Source organism: Hyphomonas sp., assembly GCF_041398465.1.
In the GTDB taxonomy this organism is placed as follows: Bacteria; Pseudomonadota; Alphaproteobacteria; order Caulobacterales; family Hyphomonadaceae; genus Hyphomonas.
On record NZ_JAWKUS010000001.1, the window covers coordinates 1,138,828 to 1,157,551 of the forward strand.

The window sequence follows — 18,724 nt, forward strand, 5'->3', positions numbered from 1 at the left end:
TCACGCCGGGCCTCGGGGCCCTGTGGCGGCGCGGGCAGAATAACGCATGCGTGACGCTTGTTTCACCTTTACGGGAGCGGCGCACTCTTTAAGGATGCCTTAAACCCCGCAGGCAGACTGTGGCCCGGCGGGAGACCGCACGTCATCTGGAGGAACTGTATGACCCTGCCGCGCTCCATTGCGATCCCGAAAAACTGGAAGACCTTCAATTTCGCCAGCTTTTTCTCGGCTATCGGCTATCCCGTCCTGGGTGTCGCGCTGTTCGTGACCATGGTTCTTCTGGGCATTTTCCTCAGCCATCTCACTTTCCACTGGTGGTACCTGCTGATCGCGTTTGCCGTGACAGCCTTCACGATTTTTGTCTGCAATGCCGGCATCGGCCCGTTGCACCGCATTCTTCAGCACCGGGCAGGGGAACTCGCCGTGCCAGGGCAGGTGCTGACCATGATCAATCTTGTCATCGCCATGCAGGGCAATGTGAAGGACTGGGTGAACTACCACTCTCAGCATCACCGCTTCTCAGACAAGCCGGGCGACCCGCACAATCCGTTCGAATCCAAGCGCTGGGCCTGGGTCGGCTGGATCCTGTGGCGGGACGAAAAAGACACCCAGCGCCCGCTGGCCATGTGGCTGAAAAACCAGCCCGTGATCGTCTGGATGGATCGTTTCTACAATGAAATCAGCCTTGTGGTGCACCTTGTCATCCCGGCGGCGATCTATCTGATCGTCTGGGCGGCTGGCGGCTCGCTGCTGCTGACGGCGCTAATTCATGCGAGCGTGGTGATCGGACGGGCGATCCAGTTCCACGCCACCGTCTACGGCATCAACGTACTGGGCCACCTGAAGACGCCGGTCTGGGCGGACCATCTGATCGGTCTGCTGACCGGCGGCGAAGCCTTTCATGACCACCACCATTCCGAACCGACCAGCGCGCTGCACCGGCCGCGCAAGGGCGTGTGGAACCGGATCGTCGATTACAACGGCACAATCCTGCTCGTGATGGAAAAAATCGGCTGGGTCCGGAACCTGCGCATCGCGCCGCAGTTTGCCTGATCATCGGCCCGGAAGGGCAATGAAAAACACCATATAAACACCGTGTAAACACCATATATAGCGGCCGGTTCTGGCCGGGTGCGGACCAAAAATGAGGGACCGGGAACGCGCGAGCTTCCCGGTCTTTTTTTGTTTTGCTACTTGTGCGGGCCGATCCTCTCCCCATCTCCGCTGACAGGCCGGGGGGGCCAGCAGAGGAGGGACCCGCATGGCCCAGACACATCCCCAGGCCAAAATACACTCCTATATTCTACTCGACCGCACCGGCTCGATGTCGTCCATCTGGGACGAGGCGCTGAGTTCAGTGAATGCCTATGCCGCCAGCATCGCCGGGCAGGCCGGAGACGTCGTGCCGCAAATCACGCTTGCCGTGTTCGACGCGCAGGACGGCCTGCAGTTCGACGTTCTGCGCCGCAGCGTCCAGCCGGTTGGCTGGCAACCTGTTTCAGACAAGGAAGCCAGTCCGCGTGGAATGACGCCACTGTTCGACGCCATCGCGCGGCTGATCTCCATGGCCGAGGCCGACAATCCGGAAAAGGCCGTCATCGTCATCATGACCGACGGGGCGGAAAACGCGTCGCGGGAAGTGACGAAGGAGGGCGTGAAGGCGGCCCTCGACCGGGCGGAAAAGCGCGGCTGGGAAGTTGTCTTCCTCGGCGCGGAGTTTGCGAACTTCGCTGACGCGGATGCGGTTGGCATCTCGGCGCGCAAATCCATGGCCATGGGCCGGGGACGGATGTCGGACTCGATGACGCGGCTCGCCCGCAAGAGCCAGACCTATTATGCGTCGGCGGCGAGCGCGCCGGTCGAGTTCGACGAAGTGGACCGGGAAGAGGCCGGTGAAGCAGACGTCCAGGAGCGGACCGGGCAGAAGAGAAAAGGCCTCTTCATGCGGAAGAAATAAGCCGAAACTGAACACCCGTTCAGACTGGAAGGCCCGTCGGCATCCCGGCGGGCCTTTTACCTTCCAAACGGCAACAAGCCGCCACGAACGCGCCCCAATTCTGATCGAACTTTAATCTCAATCAGGCCGTGGGGGCCTCGGACGCACAAGGCCGGCAGTTCCGGCCACAGAACAAGGCCAAGAAACCGGAAGGGACGCCAGATGAAATCCTTCATCGCCAAACTCACACTCGGAGCCGCAGCATTTGCGCTGGCAGGCGCAGCCAATGCCAAGGTGCCACCGGCGCCGCCGGAAAATCCGGGTGCGGTACATTCCTATATCCTGCTCGACCGGACAGGCTCCATGTCCGATATCTGGGAAGAAGCGCTCGGTTCCGTCAACGCCTACGCTGCGAGTGTCGGCGAGGCCGACGAAGGCGAAATCGATGGCGAAGATATTGAAACCGATGTCACGCTCGCCATTTTCGACTATCAGGACGGCATGCAGTTCGACGTGTTGCGCGACAATGTTAAGGCCGAAGACTGGCACAATGTCACCGACGACGAGGCCAGCCCGCGCGGCATGACGCCCCTGTTCGACGCCATCGGCCGCATGGTGAACCTCGCTGAAGCCGACCAGCCGGAAAAGGCCGTGATCGTGATCATGACCGACGGGCTCGAGAACTCCTCCCGTGAACTGACAAAGGACGGTGCCAAGGCCGCCCTGGCGCGGGCCGAGGCCAAGGGCTGGGAAGTCGTCTTCCTCGGCGCCGAGTTCGCAAGCTTCGACGATGCGGAAAGCATCGGCATGGATGCCCGCAAGACCATGGCCGTCGGGCAGGGCAGCATGCAGGACAGCATGTCGGCGCTCGCCAAGAAATCCCGCGCCTATGGCAAGGGCGAAGAGGCAGAGATCGAGTTCAACGAGGAAGACCGTGCCCTCGCCGATGAGGAAGGTGTGAAGGAACGCCAGAACCAATAAGCGCCAGCAACTCGGAACCTCCACCGGGCTGCTCCGGCGAACCCCCTGCACCCTGCGCCCGGAAAAGGAAGCCCGCCTCAGCAATGAGGCGGGCTGTTTCCTATGTCCGACTCTCAGCTGCCGCCGAGGATCGCACCGGCGAACACGCCGCTGCCGACGCAGACGGCAATCAGGATCAGAAACGCGAAGCAGCCGAGGCCGCTGGATTCATAATCACCTGAGAAGGCTTCCATGGGAGTCTTCGGCCCGCTGGTGAAGACCGCGCCGATAATCCAGCCGGCAAACAGGCCGGCGATCGCTCCGATCCACATGCTGGGTGTCATAGGCTTTGTCCCGGTGTCCTGACGATGACCATGTTGGAGTTTAACATGAGATGCCTTGCGGGTCATGGACCGGGGGGGGAGCTGCCGGAAGCAGACGGTCGCATGGACTTGGACGGCATGGCTCAGATATGTTTGCCCCATGACCGATAATTTTCTCGACAAAGTCTATCGTGTCTCCGGCAATGACGGGATGCGAGATCTCTACAATGCATGGGCCGGGAAATACGATCAGGACATTCTGGAAACCGGCTATGCAACGCCGGCCAGGGTGGCTGCCGCCCTTTCCGCAGAGCTGCCTGACAGGAATGCGCCGATCCTGGATTTCGGGTGCGGAACGGGCCTGTCGGGCGCCGCGCTGGTTGAAGCCGGCTTCACCCGGATTGATGGAACCGATCTGTCCGGCGAGATGCTCGCCATGGCCCGGCAAAAGAAGATCTACAACAAATTGTGGGAAACAGACCCAACAGCCCCACTACCGGTTCAACCCGGCGACTACCGGGCGATCACGGCAATCGGTGTGATCAGTGTAGGCGGCGCGCCGCCAACGGTTTATGATGACCTGCTTGCCATTCTTGCCCCCGGCGACCTGCTGGCTTTCTCGCTGAACGACCAGAGTATGGCGATGGATGACTATGGCGGACGCCTCAAAAGAAGCATCTCCGCTGGCGAAGTGGCGGTCCGGTCTGAAGCGTATGGCCCGCACTTGCAGGCGCATGGTGAAAATTCAGGTTCGACCGTTTACGTGCTGGAACGTCTGAAAGATGGGTAGGGTAGGCTAGTAACTCTGCGCGGGTTTCACGAGCGACGTGGCGCGGTCGGTGTAGTAGCCGGCGATAAGGTCGCTCAGGGATTTGTCCGTATCCCCATAATCGATGCCGTCGGTCCAGAGGGCGGCAGTGCAGAGATCTGACACGAACCGTCCCATCCGGTTCGCGTCCGGATCTGCACCGTCATAGGTTTCGCTGCGAATCTCATAGGCGTGCGCATTCGTCTGGTGGAAGCTGTCCAGCAGGCAGGCCTGCTCTGCCGGGGAGGCGGCGGCCGTCCAGTCGGGCCAGTCTTCGCCGGGATACGGTTCCATCTCGCAAATGCTGAAGACCGTTCCAGTCGTCAGGCCATCGCAGGCGGCAGGGGCGGGCAGGATTTCCGCCATCAGTTCGCTGGCGCGCTCCTGCGCGGCGCGCGCGGCTTCCTGTTGTTCCAGCACCGCGTCCAGCACGCGCTGCTCGTCAGACACCTGCGAGGCGCGCTTGTTTCCGTACCAGACGAAAGCGGCAAGCCCCAAGCCGCAGATGACGAGGATGAACGGTACAAGTGTTTTCATTTGGCTGCCCCTTTTCAGCGCCTTTCCTGAGTCTTTCCGGGGAGCATAGCACGCAAAACCGGGTGCGGCAGGCCTGACGCCTGACAAACCGGGCCGCTGCCGTTAGGCTGGCCGGGAGGAGATATCATGACCGAACAGACAAAGCTGCCATTTGCGGCGACCCATATTCTTGTGCCCGTCGACATGCGCCATAAGGAGGCGTCTCAGCTGGCGGTCGAATCTGCGGTCTGCCTGGCCGGTCTCTCCGGGGCGAAAGTGTCGATCCTGACGGTCACCAATCCGCTGGGCACGCATCTCACGGAAATGCCGGAGGCCCGCAAGCCGGAGTTCGACGCCTTCGTTGCGCAGGAAGCAGACCGCCTCGGTCACGCAATCACGCCGCTGTTCGAGAGCCATGAGGCCGTGAACGAAACGATCCAGAAAGTGATCGCAAAGCACGGCGTGGATTTCGTCGTCATGGCGACGCATCATCCGCGCCTGTCCGATCATCTGTTCGGCTCTCACGCCTCGCAGACGGCATTGCACGCCAATTGTTCCGTGCTCATCCTGAGAGGGGCGTGAGACGGGAAAGGGACGGCGGCGGCGGCAGGGTGCGGCGCGAAAGCGCTTTACTTCCATGCGCCGTGGCTCTATTCAGCCGCCCATGCTGAAGAAACAGATCATTATTACCCCAAAGACGACCCGCCTTCGCGGGACGTTGCGGGTGTGTGCGATCTGAAGCCAGCCACCTCACCAACGTCCCGCCAAGGCGCGGGACGGCCATTCCCTGACACGGCTCTCCCGCACCGAAGGCTCCCCAACCGGAGAATGCCATGTCACCCCGTTTCTCAAGATCCAGTCCTCCCCGTGTCGGCGTTGTCGGCGCGACCGGCCTTGTCGGCAGCCTGATGCGCGAGCTTCTGGCCGAGCGGGACTTCCCGCTCGCCTCGCTGCGCCTGTTCGCCTCAGCCCGGTCCGCCGGAAAGACAGTCCCGTTCCGTGACACCGAAATTGTCGTGGAGGACGTCGCCACGGCGGACGTGTCCGGGCTCGACATTGTTTTCTTTTCGGCGGGCGGTGAGACCTCGCGCCAGTATGCGCCGAAATTCGCCGAGGCCGGCGCGCTCGTGATCGACAACTCCTCCGCCTGGCGGAAGGATCCGGACGTGCCGCTGGTCGTGCCGGAAGTGAATGCCGATGCGCTGGCGAACATCCCGAAGGGCATCATCGCGAACCCGAACTGCACGACCATGGCAGCGATGCCCGTGCTGAAGCCGCTGCACGATGCCTGGGGGCTGACCCGCCTCTTCGCCTCCACCTATCAGGCCGCGTCCGGGGCAGGGGTGGCCGGATCGGAAGAACTGACCGCGCAGGTGGCAGCCGCAGCAGCCGGAGACATGGCCGGTCTTGCTGACGATTCTGCCGCGGTGGACTTCCCCTCGCCGAAGAAATGGGCGGTGCCGCTCGCCTTCAACGTGGTGCCGCTGAACTATGTTCTTGGGGAAGACGGATACACGGACGAAGAGCTGAAGCTGCGCGACGAGAGCCGGAAGATCATGGGGCTTCCGGATCTCAAGGTCTCCGGCACCTGCGTGCGCGTACCGGTGATGACCGGGCACAGCCTGTCGATCCATGCCGAGTTCGAGCGGCCGGTCTCTGCTGCAGAGGCGGAAGCCATGCTGGCGAAGGCGCCCGGCGTGCAGGTGGACCTGGTACCGAACCCGCTGGAAATGACGGGTAAGGACAATGTCAGCGTTGGACGTATCCGCAAGGACAGCGCGATGGACAATGGCCTCGTCCTGTTCGTGGTCGGCGACAATCTCCGCAAGGGCGCAGCGCTGAACGCGGTGCAGATCGCCGAGGCCCTGCTGGACATGGCAGGTTAAGACAAAAAGAAAACGCCGGACCCGTGAAAGGTCCGGCGTTTCCAATTTTCGTTGAAGCGCTGGCTTACAGGGCTTCGATGATGGTGACGTTGGCGATGCCGCCGCCTTCACACATGGTCTGCAGGCCGTATTTCTTGCCGCGTGCGCGCAGGGCGTAGATCAGCGTCGTCATCAGCTTGGTGCCCGAAGCGCCGAGCGGGTGGCCGAGCGCGATGGCGCCGCCATTGACGTTCAGCTTCGCCGGGTCAGCACCGTGATGCTTCAGCCATGCGATCGGAACCGGCGCGAAGGCTTCGTTGACTTCGTAAAGGTCGATGTCGTCGATCTTCATGCCAGCGCGCTGCAGGGCGCGGTCGGTGGCGAAGAGCGGCTCTTCCAGCATGATCACCGGGTCACCGGCGGTGACGGTGAGGTTGTGGATGCGGGCTAGCGGGGTGAGGTTGTGCGCCTTGATGGCGGCTTCCGAGGCGACCATCACGCCGGACGAGCCGTCGCAGATCTGGCTGGCATTGGCGGCAGTCATGATGCCGTCTTCCTGCAGGATCTTCAGCTTCGCCATAGCTTCCATGGATGCGTCGTAGCGGATGCCCTCATCCTTGTCGTGCATCACTTCGTTGCCGTCCGGGCCGCGGCCCTTGATGACGACGATCTCGTCCTTGAAGGCACCAGCCTGCGTTGCAGCCGCGCCGCGCTTGTGGCTTTCCACGGAGAAAGCGTCGAGCTCTTCCTTGGTGTGGCCATGCTTCTTGGCGATCATCTCGGCACCAACGAACTGGCTGAAGTGCTTGATGCCGAACTTTTCCTTCACCGATTGGGGGGTCGGGTCTGTCGGTATTTCGAACAGCTTGCCTGCGCGGGCGTTGATGCCCATCGGGCAGCGCGTCATGCTCTCGACGCCGGCTGCGATCACGAGGTCCTGCGTGCCCGACATCACGGCCTGCGCCGCGAACTGGAGGCTCTGCTGCGAGGAACCGCACTGGCGGTCGATCGTCACGGCGGGCACAGAGTCCGGCAGTTTCGAGGCGAGCACGGCAGTCCGGCCGATCTGTCCAGCCTGTTCACCGGCCTGCGAGACACAGCCCATGATGACATCGTCGATGGCGGCAGGGTCGATGCCGGTCATATCGACGAGCGCGTTGAGCACCTGGGCGCCGAGATCGCCCGGATGCCATTCGGCGAGGGCGCCGCCGCGGCGGCCGCCGGCGGTACGTTTTGCTGCTACGATATATGCGTCTGCCATGTCACGCGTTCCTCTTCTAATATTGCCGCTGCATTTATACGCCCGGTGACCGGCGGCGCCAGCACTCTCCCAACGGAACCTGCCGCAAGGGAGACCGTCAGTTCCGGATTTCCGCGAAGACAGGAAGAGATTTCCCGAAGGGGGCACTCTCCGCATTGGCGTACTTGCTCTCCACTTCCGAATGACGCAGCAGCGGATCGAGGATGCCGGTGGATTGCAAAACCGGGTCGAGGCCTGTGCGGGTGGCTTCGTCCAGTGCGTGATAGTGCGCCTGCAGCTTTTCAAGACACCAGACCCGGTACTGGGAGGTCTGGATGTCCCGATAGGCGGTGCCCTGAATGGTCATGCCATGGCGCGCATCTCCCGCCTGCCAGGCGAGGGCGTTGGCGTTCAGCGCTTCCAGATGCGTTTGCGCCAGCTCGCGCAGCAATGGCAACAGATCGTCGGGGATACCGCTGACAAGGTCACCGCCAGTTCGCGACGCCCGCGCGTTCCAAACACGGTAAACCCAGGCCATCACGCCGGAAGCGTTCTCCCGCATGAGGATGCCGGGCACAGGGTCCATGGCGAAGTGACGGAAGAGGGGCCCCATCAGGCCGATGTCGGCCAGCGTTGGCCGCTCACCCAACAGGAAAGGCCGCACCTGAAAGATGGCTTCCAGCATGTCGAGCAGCTTCAGATAGCTACCTTCCACATGCGTACGGGTCTCGGGCGTGACGCCGTCCCGGTCGACAAAATTATGCTTCTGGCGCTTTTCCGTCCGGCGCCGTTTCAGGAAGCCGGGCGCGTTGATCTCCCGGCCCATCGCATCGGAAATCTGCCGGGCAAGGAGTTTCGACGAGAGCGGATAGCTCCAGCGGTAATGCATGGCCGGGCGCCAGAGCCATTCGTCGGCATAGTCCTCGATCAGGCGGCAGAGAAAGGCCTGGGCCGGGTCGTCCGGCAGGATCGGCGGGTTCGGGTGCTGGGCTTCGAACCAGTCGATCATCGGGCTGGTGTCGGTCATCCAGCGACCGTCCGGCAATTCCACGGCGGGCATTTGCATGGCGCCGGTCTTTTCCGGAATCGTGCGCATGAACTCCCGCCCCGTCATCGGGCAGAATTCGTAGGGAATTTCCTTGTAGCGCAGATAGGCTTCCAGCTTGCCCGTGAAATAGGAAACCTTCAGGCCATAGACCTTCAGCATGATGCCCTCCCCCGGCCGCTTGTTACGGCACTTGAACTGTCAATAGTTGCATCATCCGCCAAAAAGCCGGCAGGCTCAAGCACCTAAGACAAACAGGCGGCGGGCGGTGGCTTTCATGTGTTTCAAATACTGATTCTGAGACCAGCCGCAGATTTGCGTCAGGTGCTCCCAGTTCGGCAGGAGCAGTAGCGTCCAGAGGAGATCCGCCGCCAGTTGAGCGGTCATGCCGGGGGCCAGGTCGCCATCGCGCTTCAGGGCGTTGATGGCCGCTTCGCAGCCCTCCCGCATGTCCTGCATCCGCTGGGCCCAGGCGCTCCGGGCCTCTTCATCCGTCGGTCCCATCACGATCAGCGCTTTGCCGATCGGATAGATTTCCGGCAGGTAACCGGCCCATGCCTCGATGTAGGCATCGAGGCGCTCCGTACCGGTCTTTGCAGCCCTGCTCGGCGCGAGGCGCCCATCGGAGTCCTTCAGTTCGTCCACATAAAACGTTGTCGCGATCAGCAGGTCCGCCCTGTTGGCGAAGTGCAGATAGACAGCCTGGCGGCTGATGCCGGCGCGTTTCGCGATGTCTGACATGCGCACGCCCGTGCCGCCACCTTCCGACAGGAGATCGGCGGTGGCCTGCAGGATTCTTTTGCGGGTATCGGGATTCAGACTTGACATCATGTCAAGTGATCATCTATCTAGCGCCATGTCAATTGACACGGTGTCAAGCGAAAGGGGCCGATATGACTCAGCAATGGATGCTGTTTGCCAGCGAATTTTCCGTGATCGCCTATGCTCTCGTGGCGGGCGTGTTCCTGACCTTTTCCGATTTCGTCATGCGATCGCTCGCCGCGACGCAGCCGGAAGGCGGAATCGAGGCGATGCAGCAGATAAACCGCAAAGTGTTCCGTACACTTTTCATGATCCTGCTGCTGGGAATGGCAGCTGCGTCGCCCCTGATGGCGGTGGCCGCTTTCTGGCAGGGGAGTGGCCCGGCAACCGTCTGGATCGTCGCGGCGGCGGTCACCTATGTCGTCGGCACGTTTGGCGTGACCGTGGTCTTCAATGTGCCGATGAACGAGCGTCTCGACCGGATGGCACACGATAGTGCCGCTGCGGCCGGCTACTGGCGCCGTTATGTCCCGGTCTGGAGTTTCTGGAACTCCGTCCGAACGCTGGCCTCTGCCGCCTCAGCCATCTTCATGCTGATGGCTGTGGTGGCGCTCGCCTGATGAACCCTCATTGATCCCCGAAAGGAGAATTCCATGTCCCATTCCAAATTCCGCCATGCCACATTGTTCGTTTCTGGCACGATCGCCATCCTGATCGGCGCAGCGATCGTGCTGGATCCGATAGGTTTCCATGCCACGTCCGGGATTCATCTTGGCGCCGGGGATGCAGCGTTGCTGAATGAAATGCGTGCTGCGGGCGGCGCGATCCTTGCCATTGGCCTGTTGGCAATCGTCGGCCTGTTCCTCCGCCAGCTGCAGATACTGGCCCTGACCGCCAGTGCCGTTTTCTACACCGGCTACGGTCTGGCCCGGCTCGCCAGCCTGATGATGGACGGCGTGCCAGATCAGATGGCGGTGTGGATCACTGCGCTGGAACTGGCAGTCGGCGCGATGTGTTTCCTGGCGGCTGCTGCGTCAGGCACGACTTCCGCTCTGCGCTAGTCGTCAAAGCCGAGGAAGGTGGCTGCTTCGTCTACGGACTTCCGTTTCGAAATGACAGCATTGGCAGGGAAGGTCTCATCCGGCCAACCCATGGCGACGCAGGTCTGGATCACCTGGTCGTCCGGGATGCCGGCTTCCTCGCGAACCACCGGGCTTTGCATGATGCCTTGCGAATTGATCACGCAGCCGAGGCCACGGTTCCAGGCGGCATTGACGATGCCATTGACGACGCCGCCACAATCGAAGGGCGGGATGTCGCCGCCGGCGAGGGCCTTGTCATAGGTGACGACGATGGAGACGGGCGCATCGAACTGGCGGAAACCGCGCAGCACCCAATCCATCCGCGCTTCCTTGTCGTGGCGTTCGATACCCATGGCCTGGAACAGCTGGATAGCGATCTCGACCTGGCGCTCGCGGTGCACGCCCTCATAGGCGGGGCCCATGCGGAATTCGCGGCTATCCGGGACGCCGGCGACATTGCGTTCGACATTGCCTTTGCGGATCCGGTCCAGCACGTCGCCGGAAACGACATAGAAGTTCCAGGGCTGGGAGTTCAGCGAGGTCGGCGCCCGCATGGCGATTTCGAGGATTTCGCGGACGAGGGCTTTCGGGACAGGTTTCTTCAGGAAGCCCCGAATGCTGCGCCGGCTGCGGACAACGTCATCATATTCCACGGTAAGACCTCCCAATCTCTTATCGGAACCCTTGTAGCGCACCCGTGGCCGGTGACAGCCCCTGCCGTTGCGGAAATAAAAAAACCCGCTCTTTCGAGCGGGTTTTTCAGGCTTTCAAACCTTTTCAGGTGATCAGCGCGGCGCCATGCGGATTGCGCCGTCGAGGCGGACGTCTTCGCCGTTGAAGTAGCCGTTGCGGCACATTTCGGTGGCGAGCGATGCGTACTCTTCCGGGTTGCCGAGGCGGGCTGGGTTCGGCACCTGCGCGCCGAGGGCTTGCTTGACCGGCTCAGGCGCGCCCTGCAGCAGCGGCGTGTTGAAGATGCCCGGCAGGATCGTGTTGACGCGGATCAGCTCACGGCTGAGGTCGCGGGCGATCGGCAGGGTCATGCCGACAACGCCGCCCTTGGAAGCGGAGTAGGCGGCCTGGCCGATCTGGCCATCTTCAGCAGCAACCGAAGCGGTGTTGACGATGGCGCCACGCTCGCCGTCGATCGGATCCAGCGTCATCATGCCAGCAGCCGATTTCGCGATGCAGCGGAAGGTGCCGACGAGGTTGATCTGGATGATCAGGTCGAACTTATCGAGCGGGAAGTGGCTGATTTCGCCGGTGTTCTTGTCGCGGCTGGCGGTCTTGATGGCGTTGCCGGTGCCGGCGCAGTTGATCAGGATGCGCTCCTGGCCGATAGCGGCGCGGGATTTTGCGAAGGCCGCGTCAACGCTGGCTTCGTCGGTCACGTTACACTCGCAGAACACGCCGCCGAGTTCCTTGGCGAGCGCTTCGCCTTTTTCCGCGTTCAGGTCGAAAAGAGCGACCTTCACGCCATAGCTGGCCAGTTTCGTGGCGGTTGCGGCGCCGAGGCCGGATGCGCCACCGGTGATGACAGCGGAAATATTCGAATTGAGTTCCATGGGCCGTGGCCCTCCCTTGTTTCTGACAACTTTTCAGATGATCTATAGGTCTCACAGGAGGACGCAATGTCTGACGCAGCGGAAGTCATCAACACCGTTCTCAACGAGGACGGGCGCTATATCCCGAAGTCGATTGAGCGAGACGAGCGCACCTCGCGCGGGTTGATCCCCAAGCTGATGCGGATGGTGGGCAAAATCCCCTTCGCAGACGACCTCGTGGCGGCCTGGTATGCCGCGCGCGATCCGCATACGCCGATGCGGGCCAAGGCCGTCCTGTTCGCCGCCGTCGCCTATTTTGTCACACCCATGGACATGCTGCCGGATTTTATTACCGGCCTTGGCTTTACCGATGACGCAACTGTACTCGCGACGGCACTTGGCCTGGTGGGCATGCATGTGAAAGAAACGCACCGGGCCGCGGCCCGGCGCCTGTTGCGGGTGCCGGAACCGGTCAGGGAAGACTAAGAAAAGAAACATAAGGGAGGCTGCCGTATGGCTGGGGAGACCGCTGCGCTTGCGGGCGCAATTGCTTTGGGCGTGCTGTACTGGGCCGGCTGGTGCTGGCGAGAGGGCGGGGGATTACCCGGCCTGCTGGTGAAGACCGGGTCGACAACGCTGTTGGCTGTGTTCGCCTATCTGGCGGGCGGTCCGTGGCTGCTGGTCGCGGCCCTCGTCCTGTCTTCGGCCGGAGATGCGTTCCTCGCGATGGACAAGCCAGGCGAGGACAAATGGCTGAAGCCCGGTATGGCGGCCTTCTTCCTGGCGCATGTCGCCTATGTCGCGCTGTTCTGGGGCCTGCCGCAGGCGGACCGCAGCCTTCTGAACCTCGGCGCGCAGCTGGCGCTTGTCTTCAGCGGGGTGGCATTCGTACGGTGGCTGGCGCCCTGGCTCGGGGCCATGCGGTATCCTGTGTTTGCATACACGGCGATCATCCTTGTGATGGGGGCGGCGGCGCTCCGCCTGCAGCCGCAATTCCTGCTGGTGACGCTCGGCGCTGTGATGTTCGTCGCCTCCGACATGATCCTGTCGCTGCAGCTGTTCACCCGTCCGGCCGGTGCGCCGAAGAAGATGCTGCCATCGCTGGCCGTCTGGGGGCTCTACTTCTTCGGGCAGGCCCTGATCGCCTGGGGTGCGGCTTATCCGTTCATGACCGTCGCAGAATAGAAATGCGGCGGCGTCCGATTGTCCGGAGGCCGCCGCATTCTGATCCGGCATCTGAACGTGCTGCCTATTCGAACCACTGGCCGGTGCCGACCGAGGCGCCGCCCTTGGAATGGATCGTCAAGACACCGCGGCGTCCTTCATAGTCGCCGGACTTGCCAATCAGGCCGCCGACGCAGGACATTTCCCCGGCTTCCGGATCCAGAAGGTTACAGCCGGAATAGACGGTATAGTCACCCTCAGCGCCCGTGCCATCACACACGCCGTGCACCATGAATATGGAATCCCTTGGCGGCTGGCTTGTGGAGACGCAGGTAAAGGTGCTGTTGGCCACGGTCCCATCTGCCTGAGTGACCGTGGACGCACCCGTCCAGTAGGCGCCGGTAACAGAGCCTTGCGGGGTTGTCGCGCCCAGAGTCATCGGCTCTTCCGACGTGGACTCAAACGTGAAGGTCTGCGCCCATGCGCTGCCGCACAGGGCCGCTGCCGCCACCCCGAAGGCCAGGGGGCGAAGCATACACCCGAATTTGATCCTCATTATTCCCTCCATAGGTTATGCATTCCACCTGTCAGCAGGCGGATCGATTGGGCCACATGGCTCAATGGCGTGGAGGTGGTCTCGATCAGGTGCGGACGTGGCTGTCAGTCAGCGGCGCCCGCCGGCACACACAGGTGTCTCTGGTCCCACCCGTCTTGGGGCGGAACATACTCCGAAAACAGACTTTTTCCAAGGTGTTGCGATTGATTGCAACCGGTGAGGGCTTTGGGTGCAGGGGTTTGCGCGCCTAGCGCGGACGGTCGCCATTGATGGTGGCGCGGCGCATGTGGCGGCGGTGTCCGTGATAGTCATTGAGGGCATAATGCCAGACGCAGCGATTGTCCCACATGGTCACGTCGCCTTCCTGCCAGCGCACGCGGCAGGTGTTGCGTTCCTCGCGGGAGAGGTCGAACAGATAGTTCAGCAATGGGCGGCTTTCCTTCCGGCTCCAGCCGGCAAAGCGCAGCGTGAAAGCCGGGTTAATGAACAGGCCCTTGCGGCCGGTTTCCGGATGGGTGCGGATCACCGGGTGTTCGTATTCCGGGGCGTCGGGCGCGGACCTGGCATCCATGGACTGGCGCACGGCGGCGGAGTAGCCATCCGCGCCATATTCCTTGCTGGCGGTATGGATGGCGGTCATGCCTTCCAGCGTTTTCTTGAGGCCGGGGGAGAGGCGGTCATAGGCGGCCTGCTGGTCTGCGAACAGCGTGTCCCCGCCATAGGGCGGCACTTCGAGGGCGTGCAGGATGGAGCCGAGCGCCGGCTCCTCCAGGAAGCTCATGTCGGAATGCCAGCCGCCGCCGAAATTGGTCTTCTCTTCCGGCTCCTTGATGATCTCCAGCAGTTCCGGATGTCCTTCCATGCCTTTCACATAAGGGTGGATGTTCAGCGTGCCGAAACGGCGGGCGAAGGCCTTGTGCTGGTCCGGCGTCATGCCTTGCTGGCCGCGCAACACGATCACCTTGTGGTCGAGGAAAGCCTGGTGAACCGCGTCGAACTCGGCGTTCGACAGGTCCTGTTTCAGGTCCACACCATGGATCTCAGCACCAAGGGTGCCGGTCAGCGGCTGGATCGTCATGCTCATGGGGTTCCTCCAATTTTTGCCCAGCTTAGCAGGTCGCGGCATCACGTCACGCACATATCCCGTCACAGAAAAGCCATTTGCGCAGGCCCCCGAAATATGAGACAGACGCGGCGGGCCAGCATCCCCCAACGGATGCCAGCCTATCTGTAAGGATAGGAGTACAAACAGATGACGACCGTCGCCAAACCCGGCGTGCTGCCAGCATGCCCGCATTTTTCCTCGGGCCCGACTGCCAAGCGCCCAGGATTTTCCCTTGAAAAACTGAACACCGCTGTCCTCGGCCGTTCGCACCGTTCCGGCGATGCGAAAAAGAAGCTGAAGGAGGCCATCGACCGCACCAAGGCCATCCTCGGCCTGCCGGAAGGCTACCGCGTGGCCATCGTGCCTGCGTCCGACACCGGCGCGGTTGAGATGTGCATGTGGTCCATGCTGGGCGCAAAGCCCGTCGACGTCTTTGCCTGGGAAAGCTTTGGCCAGGACTGGGTGACCGACGCGACCAAGCAGCTGAAACTGGCTGACTGCAAGACTTACGGTGCCGACTATGGCGCGCTGCCTGATTTCTCTCAGGCGCGCGACGATGCCGACATCATCTTCACCTGGAACGGCACGACCTCCGGTGTACGCGTCCCGAATGCCGACTGGATCAAGCCGAACCCGGACCGCGTCGTGATCTGCGATGCGACTTCGGCGGCCTTCGCGCAGGATATCGAGTGGGAAAAGCTCGATGTGGTGACCTATTCCTGGCAGAAGATTCTCGGCGGGGAAGCGGCCCACGGCATGCTGATCCTGTCGCCGAACGCCGTGAAGCGTCTCGAGACCTACACGCCGGACCGCGCACTGCCGAAACTCTTCCGCATGACCAAGGGCGGCAAGCTGAACGAGGACCTGTTCGAAGGCGCTACGATCAACACGCCCTCCATGCTGTGTGTGGAGGACTATCTTCAAGCGCTCGACTGGTGCGAAGCCCTTGGCGGCTGGAAGGCCCTGAAGGCCCGTTCCGATGAGAGCCTCGGCATTCTCACTGACTGGGCAGCCAAGACCGATTGGGTCGACTTCCTTTGTCCGGATGCGGATGTGCGCTCCAATACGGGCGTCACGTTCAAGATCACGGATCCGCGGGTTGCAGGCCTCGACGAGGCTGGTCAACGCGCCTTCGTGAAAGCGATGATGAAGCGCCTTGAGAAGGAAAACGCCTGCTTTGATGCCGCCGGTTATGCCAAGGCCCCTCCCGGCCTGCGCATCTGGTGCGGTGCCACGGTGGAACCGTCCGATGTTGCGAAGCTTCTGCCATGGCTCGACTGGGCCTTCGCTGAAGAAGCGGCCACGCTCTAGCAATTGAACCTGTCATGAGCGCCTTCAGCAGCAAGGCGAAGGCGCAGCGGCGCGGGCGAGAGCCCGCAACAGCCGCGAGCAAAGGAAAAGACAATGCCTAAAGTCCTTATCGGAGACAAACTCTCCCCCGCCGCCGTGGAAATCTTCCACGCCCGCGGCATCGAAACGGTCACCAAGACCGGTCTGAATACGGAAGAACTGATTGCGGAGATTCCGGAATATGACGGCCTCGTCGTTCGCTCGGCCTGCAAGCCGAACGCGGATGTCATCGCCGCTGCAGCGAACCTGAAAGTGATTGGCCGCGCCGGTATCGGCGTCGACAATATCGACATCAAGGCTGCGACCGCCAATGGCGTCGTAGTCATGAACACACCGTTCGGAAACGCCATCACAACGGCAGAGCATGCGATTGCCATGATGTTCGCTGCGGCTCGCCAGATCCCGGCGGCCAACGCCGAGACGCAGCAAGGTAAATGGCCGAAGTCGGGCTATATGGGTGTCGAGGTCTCGTTCAAGACGCTCGGCCTGATCGGGGCAGGGAACATCGGATCCCGCGTTGCTGAGCGTGCGATCGGCCTCAAGATGCGTGTCGTTGCCTACGACCCGTTCCTGACGGAAGAGCGCGCTGTGGAGCTCGGCGTGGAGAAAGTGGAGCTGGAAGAACTGCTGAAGCGCGCAGATGTCATCACGCTGCACGTTCCGCTCACGGACCAGACCCGCAACATTCTCAGCCGTGAAAATCTCGGCAAGACCAAGAAAGGCCTGATCCTCGTCAACTGCGCCCGCGGCGGTCTGGTGGACGAGGAAGCCGTGGCTGACATGCTGGACAGCGGTCATCTCGCTGGCGCCGCTTTCGACGTGTTCGCCGTCGAGCCTGCCAAGGAAAACATCCTTTTCGGCAAGCCGAATTTCATCGCCACGCCGCACCTTGGCGCATCGACGAATGAAGCGCAGGAAAATGTTGCCCTTCAGGTGGCAGAGCAGATGTCGGACTATCTCCTCTCGGGCGCCGTCACCAATGCGCTCAACATGCCATCGATCACGGCCGAGGAAGCCCCGCGCATCAAGCCTTTCGCAACGCTGGCAGAAAAGCTCGGCTCGTTCGCCGGCCAGATCTCCGACTTCGGCTATGAAGAGGTCGTCATCGAGTATGAGGGCGAGGTCGCAGACCTTAACCGCAAGCCGATGACGGCGGCATTGCTTGCCGGCCTGCTGCGTGCTTCGCGCGGAGACGTGAACATGGTCTCCGCCCCGGCGATCCTTGCCGACAGCGGTGTGAAGCTGACCGAGACCAAGACCGAGGACAGCCCTGTCTATGACAGCCTGATCCGGGTGAAGGTGAAGACCAAGGCGACCCAGAACGCCCCGGAAGGCGGCTGGCGCACGCTCGCTGGTACGCTGATCGCTGGCAAGCCGCGTATCGTCGAAGTGAAGGGTATGGCGCTGGAAGGCGATTTCGCCCCGGTCATGCTCTACGTGAACAACCTCGACCAGCCGGGCTTCATCGGTGCGCTCGGCCAGATGCTGGGCGAAGAGCAGATCAACATTGCCACCTTCCACCTTGGCCGCACGGCGGCCGGGGATGAGGCCATCGCTCTGATCGGCATCGATTCGACCCCGAGTGGCGGCCTTGTCGAAAAACTGAATGCCCTTCCGCAGGTCCGCTACGCCAAAGTGCTGACGTTCTGACCGGGCTCTGGCCGCAGGCCTGATTCTCTTGATTTCCATGACGGGCGGTCCTTCGGGACCGCCCGTTTTCCATTCCGGGTAGGGGCAGTGTGCCGGTTTGGTTACCCCACCCTGCAATTTGCCGTGAAGGGTCACGTTCACGCTTGACGGGCGAGTTCGGACACCCTTTCTCGCCTGTAATGTTACAGGGAGAATCCATGCGCCGTTACTTTCTCGCCAGCCTTGCTGCTGCAGCCTCATTCGCTGGTTCCGCCTCTGCTGACCTTGTCAGCGAGATCCGCCTTGGCGTCATGCAGGAGAATGTCTGCATCCTTGATTGCGACAATGCCAACAAGGAGCCGGGCCAGAGCATCAACGGCGACATACTGTTCAATTCACCGGACTTTCTGGGCATCATCTGGAGCCCGAAGCCCTACATCATGGGCAGCGGAAACCTTCAGGGCGAGACGAGTTTCGGTGGTTTCGGCCTGCACTGGTCTTTCCCGATCGCGAAAACCTGGCAGTTCGAGCCGAGCTTCGGATATGTGATCCATGACGGCGAACTGGCGAGCCCTTATCCGGACGGCGATCCGCGCAGCCTGGCATTCACGGAAAAGCACGTGCTGCTCGGCTCGCGCGACCTGTTCCGCACCACGTTCGGCCTGCACCATGACATCAATGAGACCTGGGGCGTGGAAGTGATGTACGAACATTTGAGCCACGGCCAGATCCTGGGGAACGGCCGTAATCAGGGTCTCGACAATGTCGGTATGCGTTTCAGCTACAGTTTCCAGTAGAGCGCGGCCAAAGGCCCCTTGCTTTTCTGCTCTGAATCCTGC

The 18,724-nt window shown here is 61.9% G+C and carries 22 protein-coding genes; 13 read left to right on the plus strand and 9 right to left on the minus strand.

The window, feature by feature from the left end:
• Window positions 1-159 precede the first annotated feature (159 nt).
• The 3 genes from R3C98_RS05695 to R3C98_RS05705 all read left to right on the plus strand — a co-directional run bounded on the left by R3C98_RS05695 (window position 160) and on the right by R3C98_RS05705 (window position 2,917).
• The gene (locus R3C98_RS05695) at window positions 160-1,053 is read left to right on the plus strand and encodes an acyl-CoA desaturase (RefSeq protein WP_371313146.1); all 894 of its coding nucleotides are present in this window, start codon (window positions 160-162) and stop codon (window positions 1,051-1,053) included.
• 208 nt (window positions 1,054-1,261) lie between these two features.
• The gene (locus R3C98_RS05700) at window positions 1,262-1,957 is read left to right on the plus strand and encodes a vWA domain-containing protein (RefSeq protein ID WP_371313147.1); all 696 of its coding nucleotides are present in this window, start codon (window positions 1,262-1,264) and stop codon (window positions 1,955-1,957) included.
• Window positions 1,958-2,158: 201 nt separating this feature from the next.
• A complete protein-coding gene (locus R3C98_RS05705; RefSeq protein ID WP_371313148.1) occupies window positions 2,159-2,917 on the plus strand; it encodes a VWA domain-containing protein in 759 nt (252 codons plus the stop codon).
• Between the two features lie 113 nt (window positions 2,918-3,030).
• Here R3C98_RS05705 and R3C98_RS05710 read toward each other — a convergent pair whose 3' ends face one another.
• Window positions 3,031-3,240 (minus strand): hypothetical protein, encoded by a 210-nt coding sequence (locus R3C98_RS05710; RefSeq protein WP_371313149.1) that lies wholly within the window; start codon window positions 3,238-3,240, stop codon window positions 3,031-3,033.
• 139 nt (window positions 3,241-3,379) lie between these two features.
• On the opposite strand from R3C98_RS05710, the gene R3C98_RS05715 reads away from it, so the two are divergent.
• A complete protein-coding gene (locus R3C98_RS05715) occupies window positions 3,380-4,009 on the plus strand; it encodes a class I SAM-dependent methyltransferase (RefSeq protein WP_371313150.1) in 630 nt (209 codons plus the stop codon).
• Window positions 4,010-4,015: 6 nt separating this feature from the next.
• On the opposite strand, the gene R3C98_RS05720 is transcribed toward R3C98_RS05715, so the two are convergent.
• Window positions 4,016-4,564: a hypothetical protein gene (locus R3C98_RS05720; protein WP_371313151.1), complete on the minus strand. Its 549-nt coding sequence runs from the start codon at window positions 4,562-4,564 to the stop codon at window positions 4,016-4,018.
• A 126-nt stretch (window positions 4,565-4,690) separates the two neighbouring features.
• On the opposite strand from R3C98_RS05720, the gene R3C98_RS05725 reads away from it, so the two are divergent.
• Both R3C98_RS05725 and R3C98_RS05730 read left to right on the plus strand, forming a co-directional pair.
• A complete protein-coding gene (locus R3C98_RS05725; protein ID WP_371313152.1) occupies window positions 4,691-5,125 on the plus strand; it encodes a universal stress protein in 435 nt (144 codons plus the stop codon).
• Window positions 5,126-5,376: 251 nt separating this feature from the next.
• Window positions 5,377-6,429, plus strand: coding sequence for an aspartate-semialdehyde dehydrogenase (locus tag R3C98_RS05730; protein WP_371313153.1), 1,053 nt, complete (start codon window positions 5,377-5,379; stop codon window positions 6,427-6,429).
• A 64-nt stretch (window positions 6,430-6,493) separates the two neighbouring features.
• Here R3C98_RS05730 and R3C98_RS05735 read toward each other — a convergent pair whose 3' ends face one another.
• The 3 genes from R3C98_RS05735 to R3C98_RS05745 all read right to left on the minus strand — a co-directional run bounded on the left by R3C98_RS05735 (window position 6,494) and on the right by R3C98_RS05745 (window position 9,524).
• A complete protein-coding gene (locus tag R3C98_RS05735) occupies window positions 6,494-7,669 on the minus strand; it encodes an acetyl-CoA C-acetyltransferase (RefSeq protein ID WP_371313154.1) in 1,176 nt (391 codons plus the stop codon).
• Between the two features lie 97 nt (window positions 7,670-7,766).
• Window positions 7,767-8,855: a glutathione S-transferase family protein gene (locus R3C98_RS05740; protein WP_371313155.1), complete on the minus strand. Its 1,089-nt coding sequence runs from the start codon at window positions 8,853-8,855 to the stop codon at window positions 7,767-7,769.
• Between the two features lie 75 nt (window positions 8,856-8,930).
• A complete protein-coding gene (locus tag R3C98_RS05745) occupies window positions 8,931-9,524 on the minus strand; it encodes a TetR/AcrR family transcriptional regulator (protein WP_371313156.1) in 594 nt (197 codons plus the stop codon).
• A gap of 62 nt (window positions 9,525-9,586) precedes the next feature.
• Here R3C98_RS05745 and R3C98_RS05750 point away from each other — a divergent pair, with 62 nt between their 5' ends.
• Entirely contained in the window at window positions 9,587-10,075 is a 489-nt protein-coding gene (locus tag R3C98_RS05750; RefSeq protein ID WP_371313157.1) for a DUF1772 domain-containing protein, read from the plus strand.
• 33 nt (window positions 10,076-10,108) lie between these two features.
• A complete protein-coding gene (locus tag R3C98_RS05755) occupies window positions 10,109-10,516 on the plus strand; it encodes a DUF4345 domain-containing protein (RefSeq protein ID WP_371313158.1) in 408 nt (135 codons plus the stop codon).
• On the opposite strand, the gene R3C98_RS05760 is transcribed toward R3C98_RS05755, so the two are convergent.
• Window positions 10,513-11,190 carry a nitroreductase gene (locus R3C98_RS05760; RefSeq protein ID WP_371313159.1) on the minus strand — a complete coding sequence of 226 codons (678 nt, stop codon included), beginning with the start codon at window positions 11,188-11,190 and terminating at the stop codon, window positions 10,513-10,515. The genes R3C98_RS05755 and R3C98_RS05760 overlap by 4 nt on opposite strands.
• A 132-nt stretch (window positions 11,191-11,322) precedes the next feature.
• Window positions 11,323-12,102: an SDR family NAD(P)-dependent oxidoreductase gene (locus tag R3C98_RS05765; RefSeq protein WP_371313160.1), complete on the minus strand. Its 780-nt coding sequence runs from the start codon at window positions 12,100-12,102 to the stop codon at window positions 11,323-11,325.
• A gap of 66 nt (window positions 12,103-12,168) precedes the next feature.
• Here R3C98_RS05765 and R3C98_RS05770 point away from each other — a divergent pair, with 66 nt between their 5' ends.
• On the plus strand, window positions 12,169-12,567 hold the full coding sequence (locus tag R3C98_RS05770) for a YkvA family protein (protein ID WP_371313161.1): 399 nt from the start codon (window positions 12,169-12,171) through the stop codon (window positions 12,565-12,567).
• Window positions 12,568-12,594: 27 nt separating this feature from the next.
• Window positions 12,595-13,266: a lysoplasmalogenase gene (locus R3C98_RS05775; protein WP_371313162.1), complete on the plus strand. Its 672-nt coding sequence runs from the start codon at window positions 12,595-12,597 to the stop codon at window positions 13,264-13,266.
• A gap of 64 nt (window positions 13,267-13,330) precedes the next feature.
• Here the strand turns inward: R3C98_RS05775 and R3C98_RS05780 are convergent, their stop codons facing one another.
• Window positions 13,331-13,780 carry a hypothetical protein gene (locus tag R3C98_RS05780; RefSeq protein ID WP_371313163.1) on the minus strand — a complete coding sequence of 150 codons (450 nt, stop codon included), beginning with the start codon at window positions 13,778-13,780 and terminating at the stop codon, window positions 13,331-13,333.
• A 268-nt stretch (window positions 13,781-14,048) separates the two neighbouring features.
• Window positions 14,049-14,885 carry a TauD/TfdA dioxygenase family protein gene (locus R3C98_RS05785; RefSeq protein WP_371313164.1) on the minus strand — a complete coding sequence of 279 codons (837 nt, stop codon included), beginning with the start codon at window positions 14,883-14,885 and terminating at the stop codon, window positions 14,049-14,051.
• Window positions 14,886-15,053: 168 nt separating this feature from the next.
• Here R3C98_RS05785 and R3C98_RS05790 point away from each other — a divergent pair, with 168 nt between their 5' ends.
• From R3C98_RS05790 to R3C98_RS05800, 3 genes are all read left to right on the plus strand, one after another.
• Complete coding sequence (locus R3C98_RS05790) at window positions 15,054-16,217, plus strand: phosphoserine transaminase (RefSeq protein WP_371313165.1); 1,164 nt, start codon at window positions 15,054-15,056, stop codon at window positions 16,215-16,217.
• Window positions 16,218-16,310: 93 nt separating this feature from the next.
• Window positions 16,311-17,906: a phosphoglycerate dehydrogenase gene (gene serA, locus R3C98_RS05795; RefSeq protein WP_371313166.1), complete on the plus strand. Its 1,596-nt coding sequence runs from the start codon at window positions 16,311-16,313 to the stop codon at window positions 17,904-17,906.
• Window positions 17,907-18,103: 197 nt separating this feature from the next.
• Window positions 18,104-18,682, plus strand: coding sequence for an acyloxyacyl hydrolase (locus R3C98_RS05800; RefSeq protein WP_371313167.1), 579 nt, complete (start codon window positions 18,104-18,106; stop codon window positions 18,680-18,682).
• Window positions 18,683-18,724: the final 42 nt, after the last annotated feature.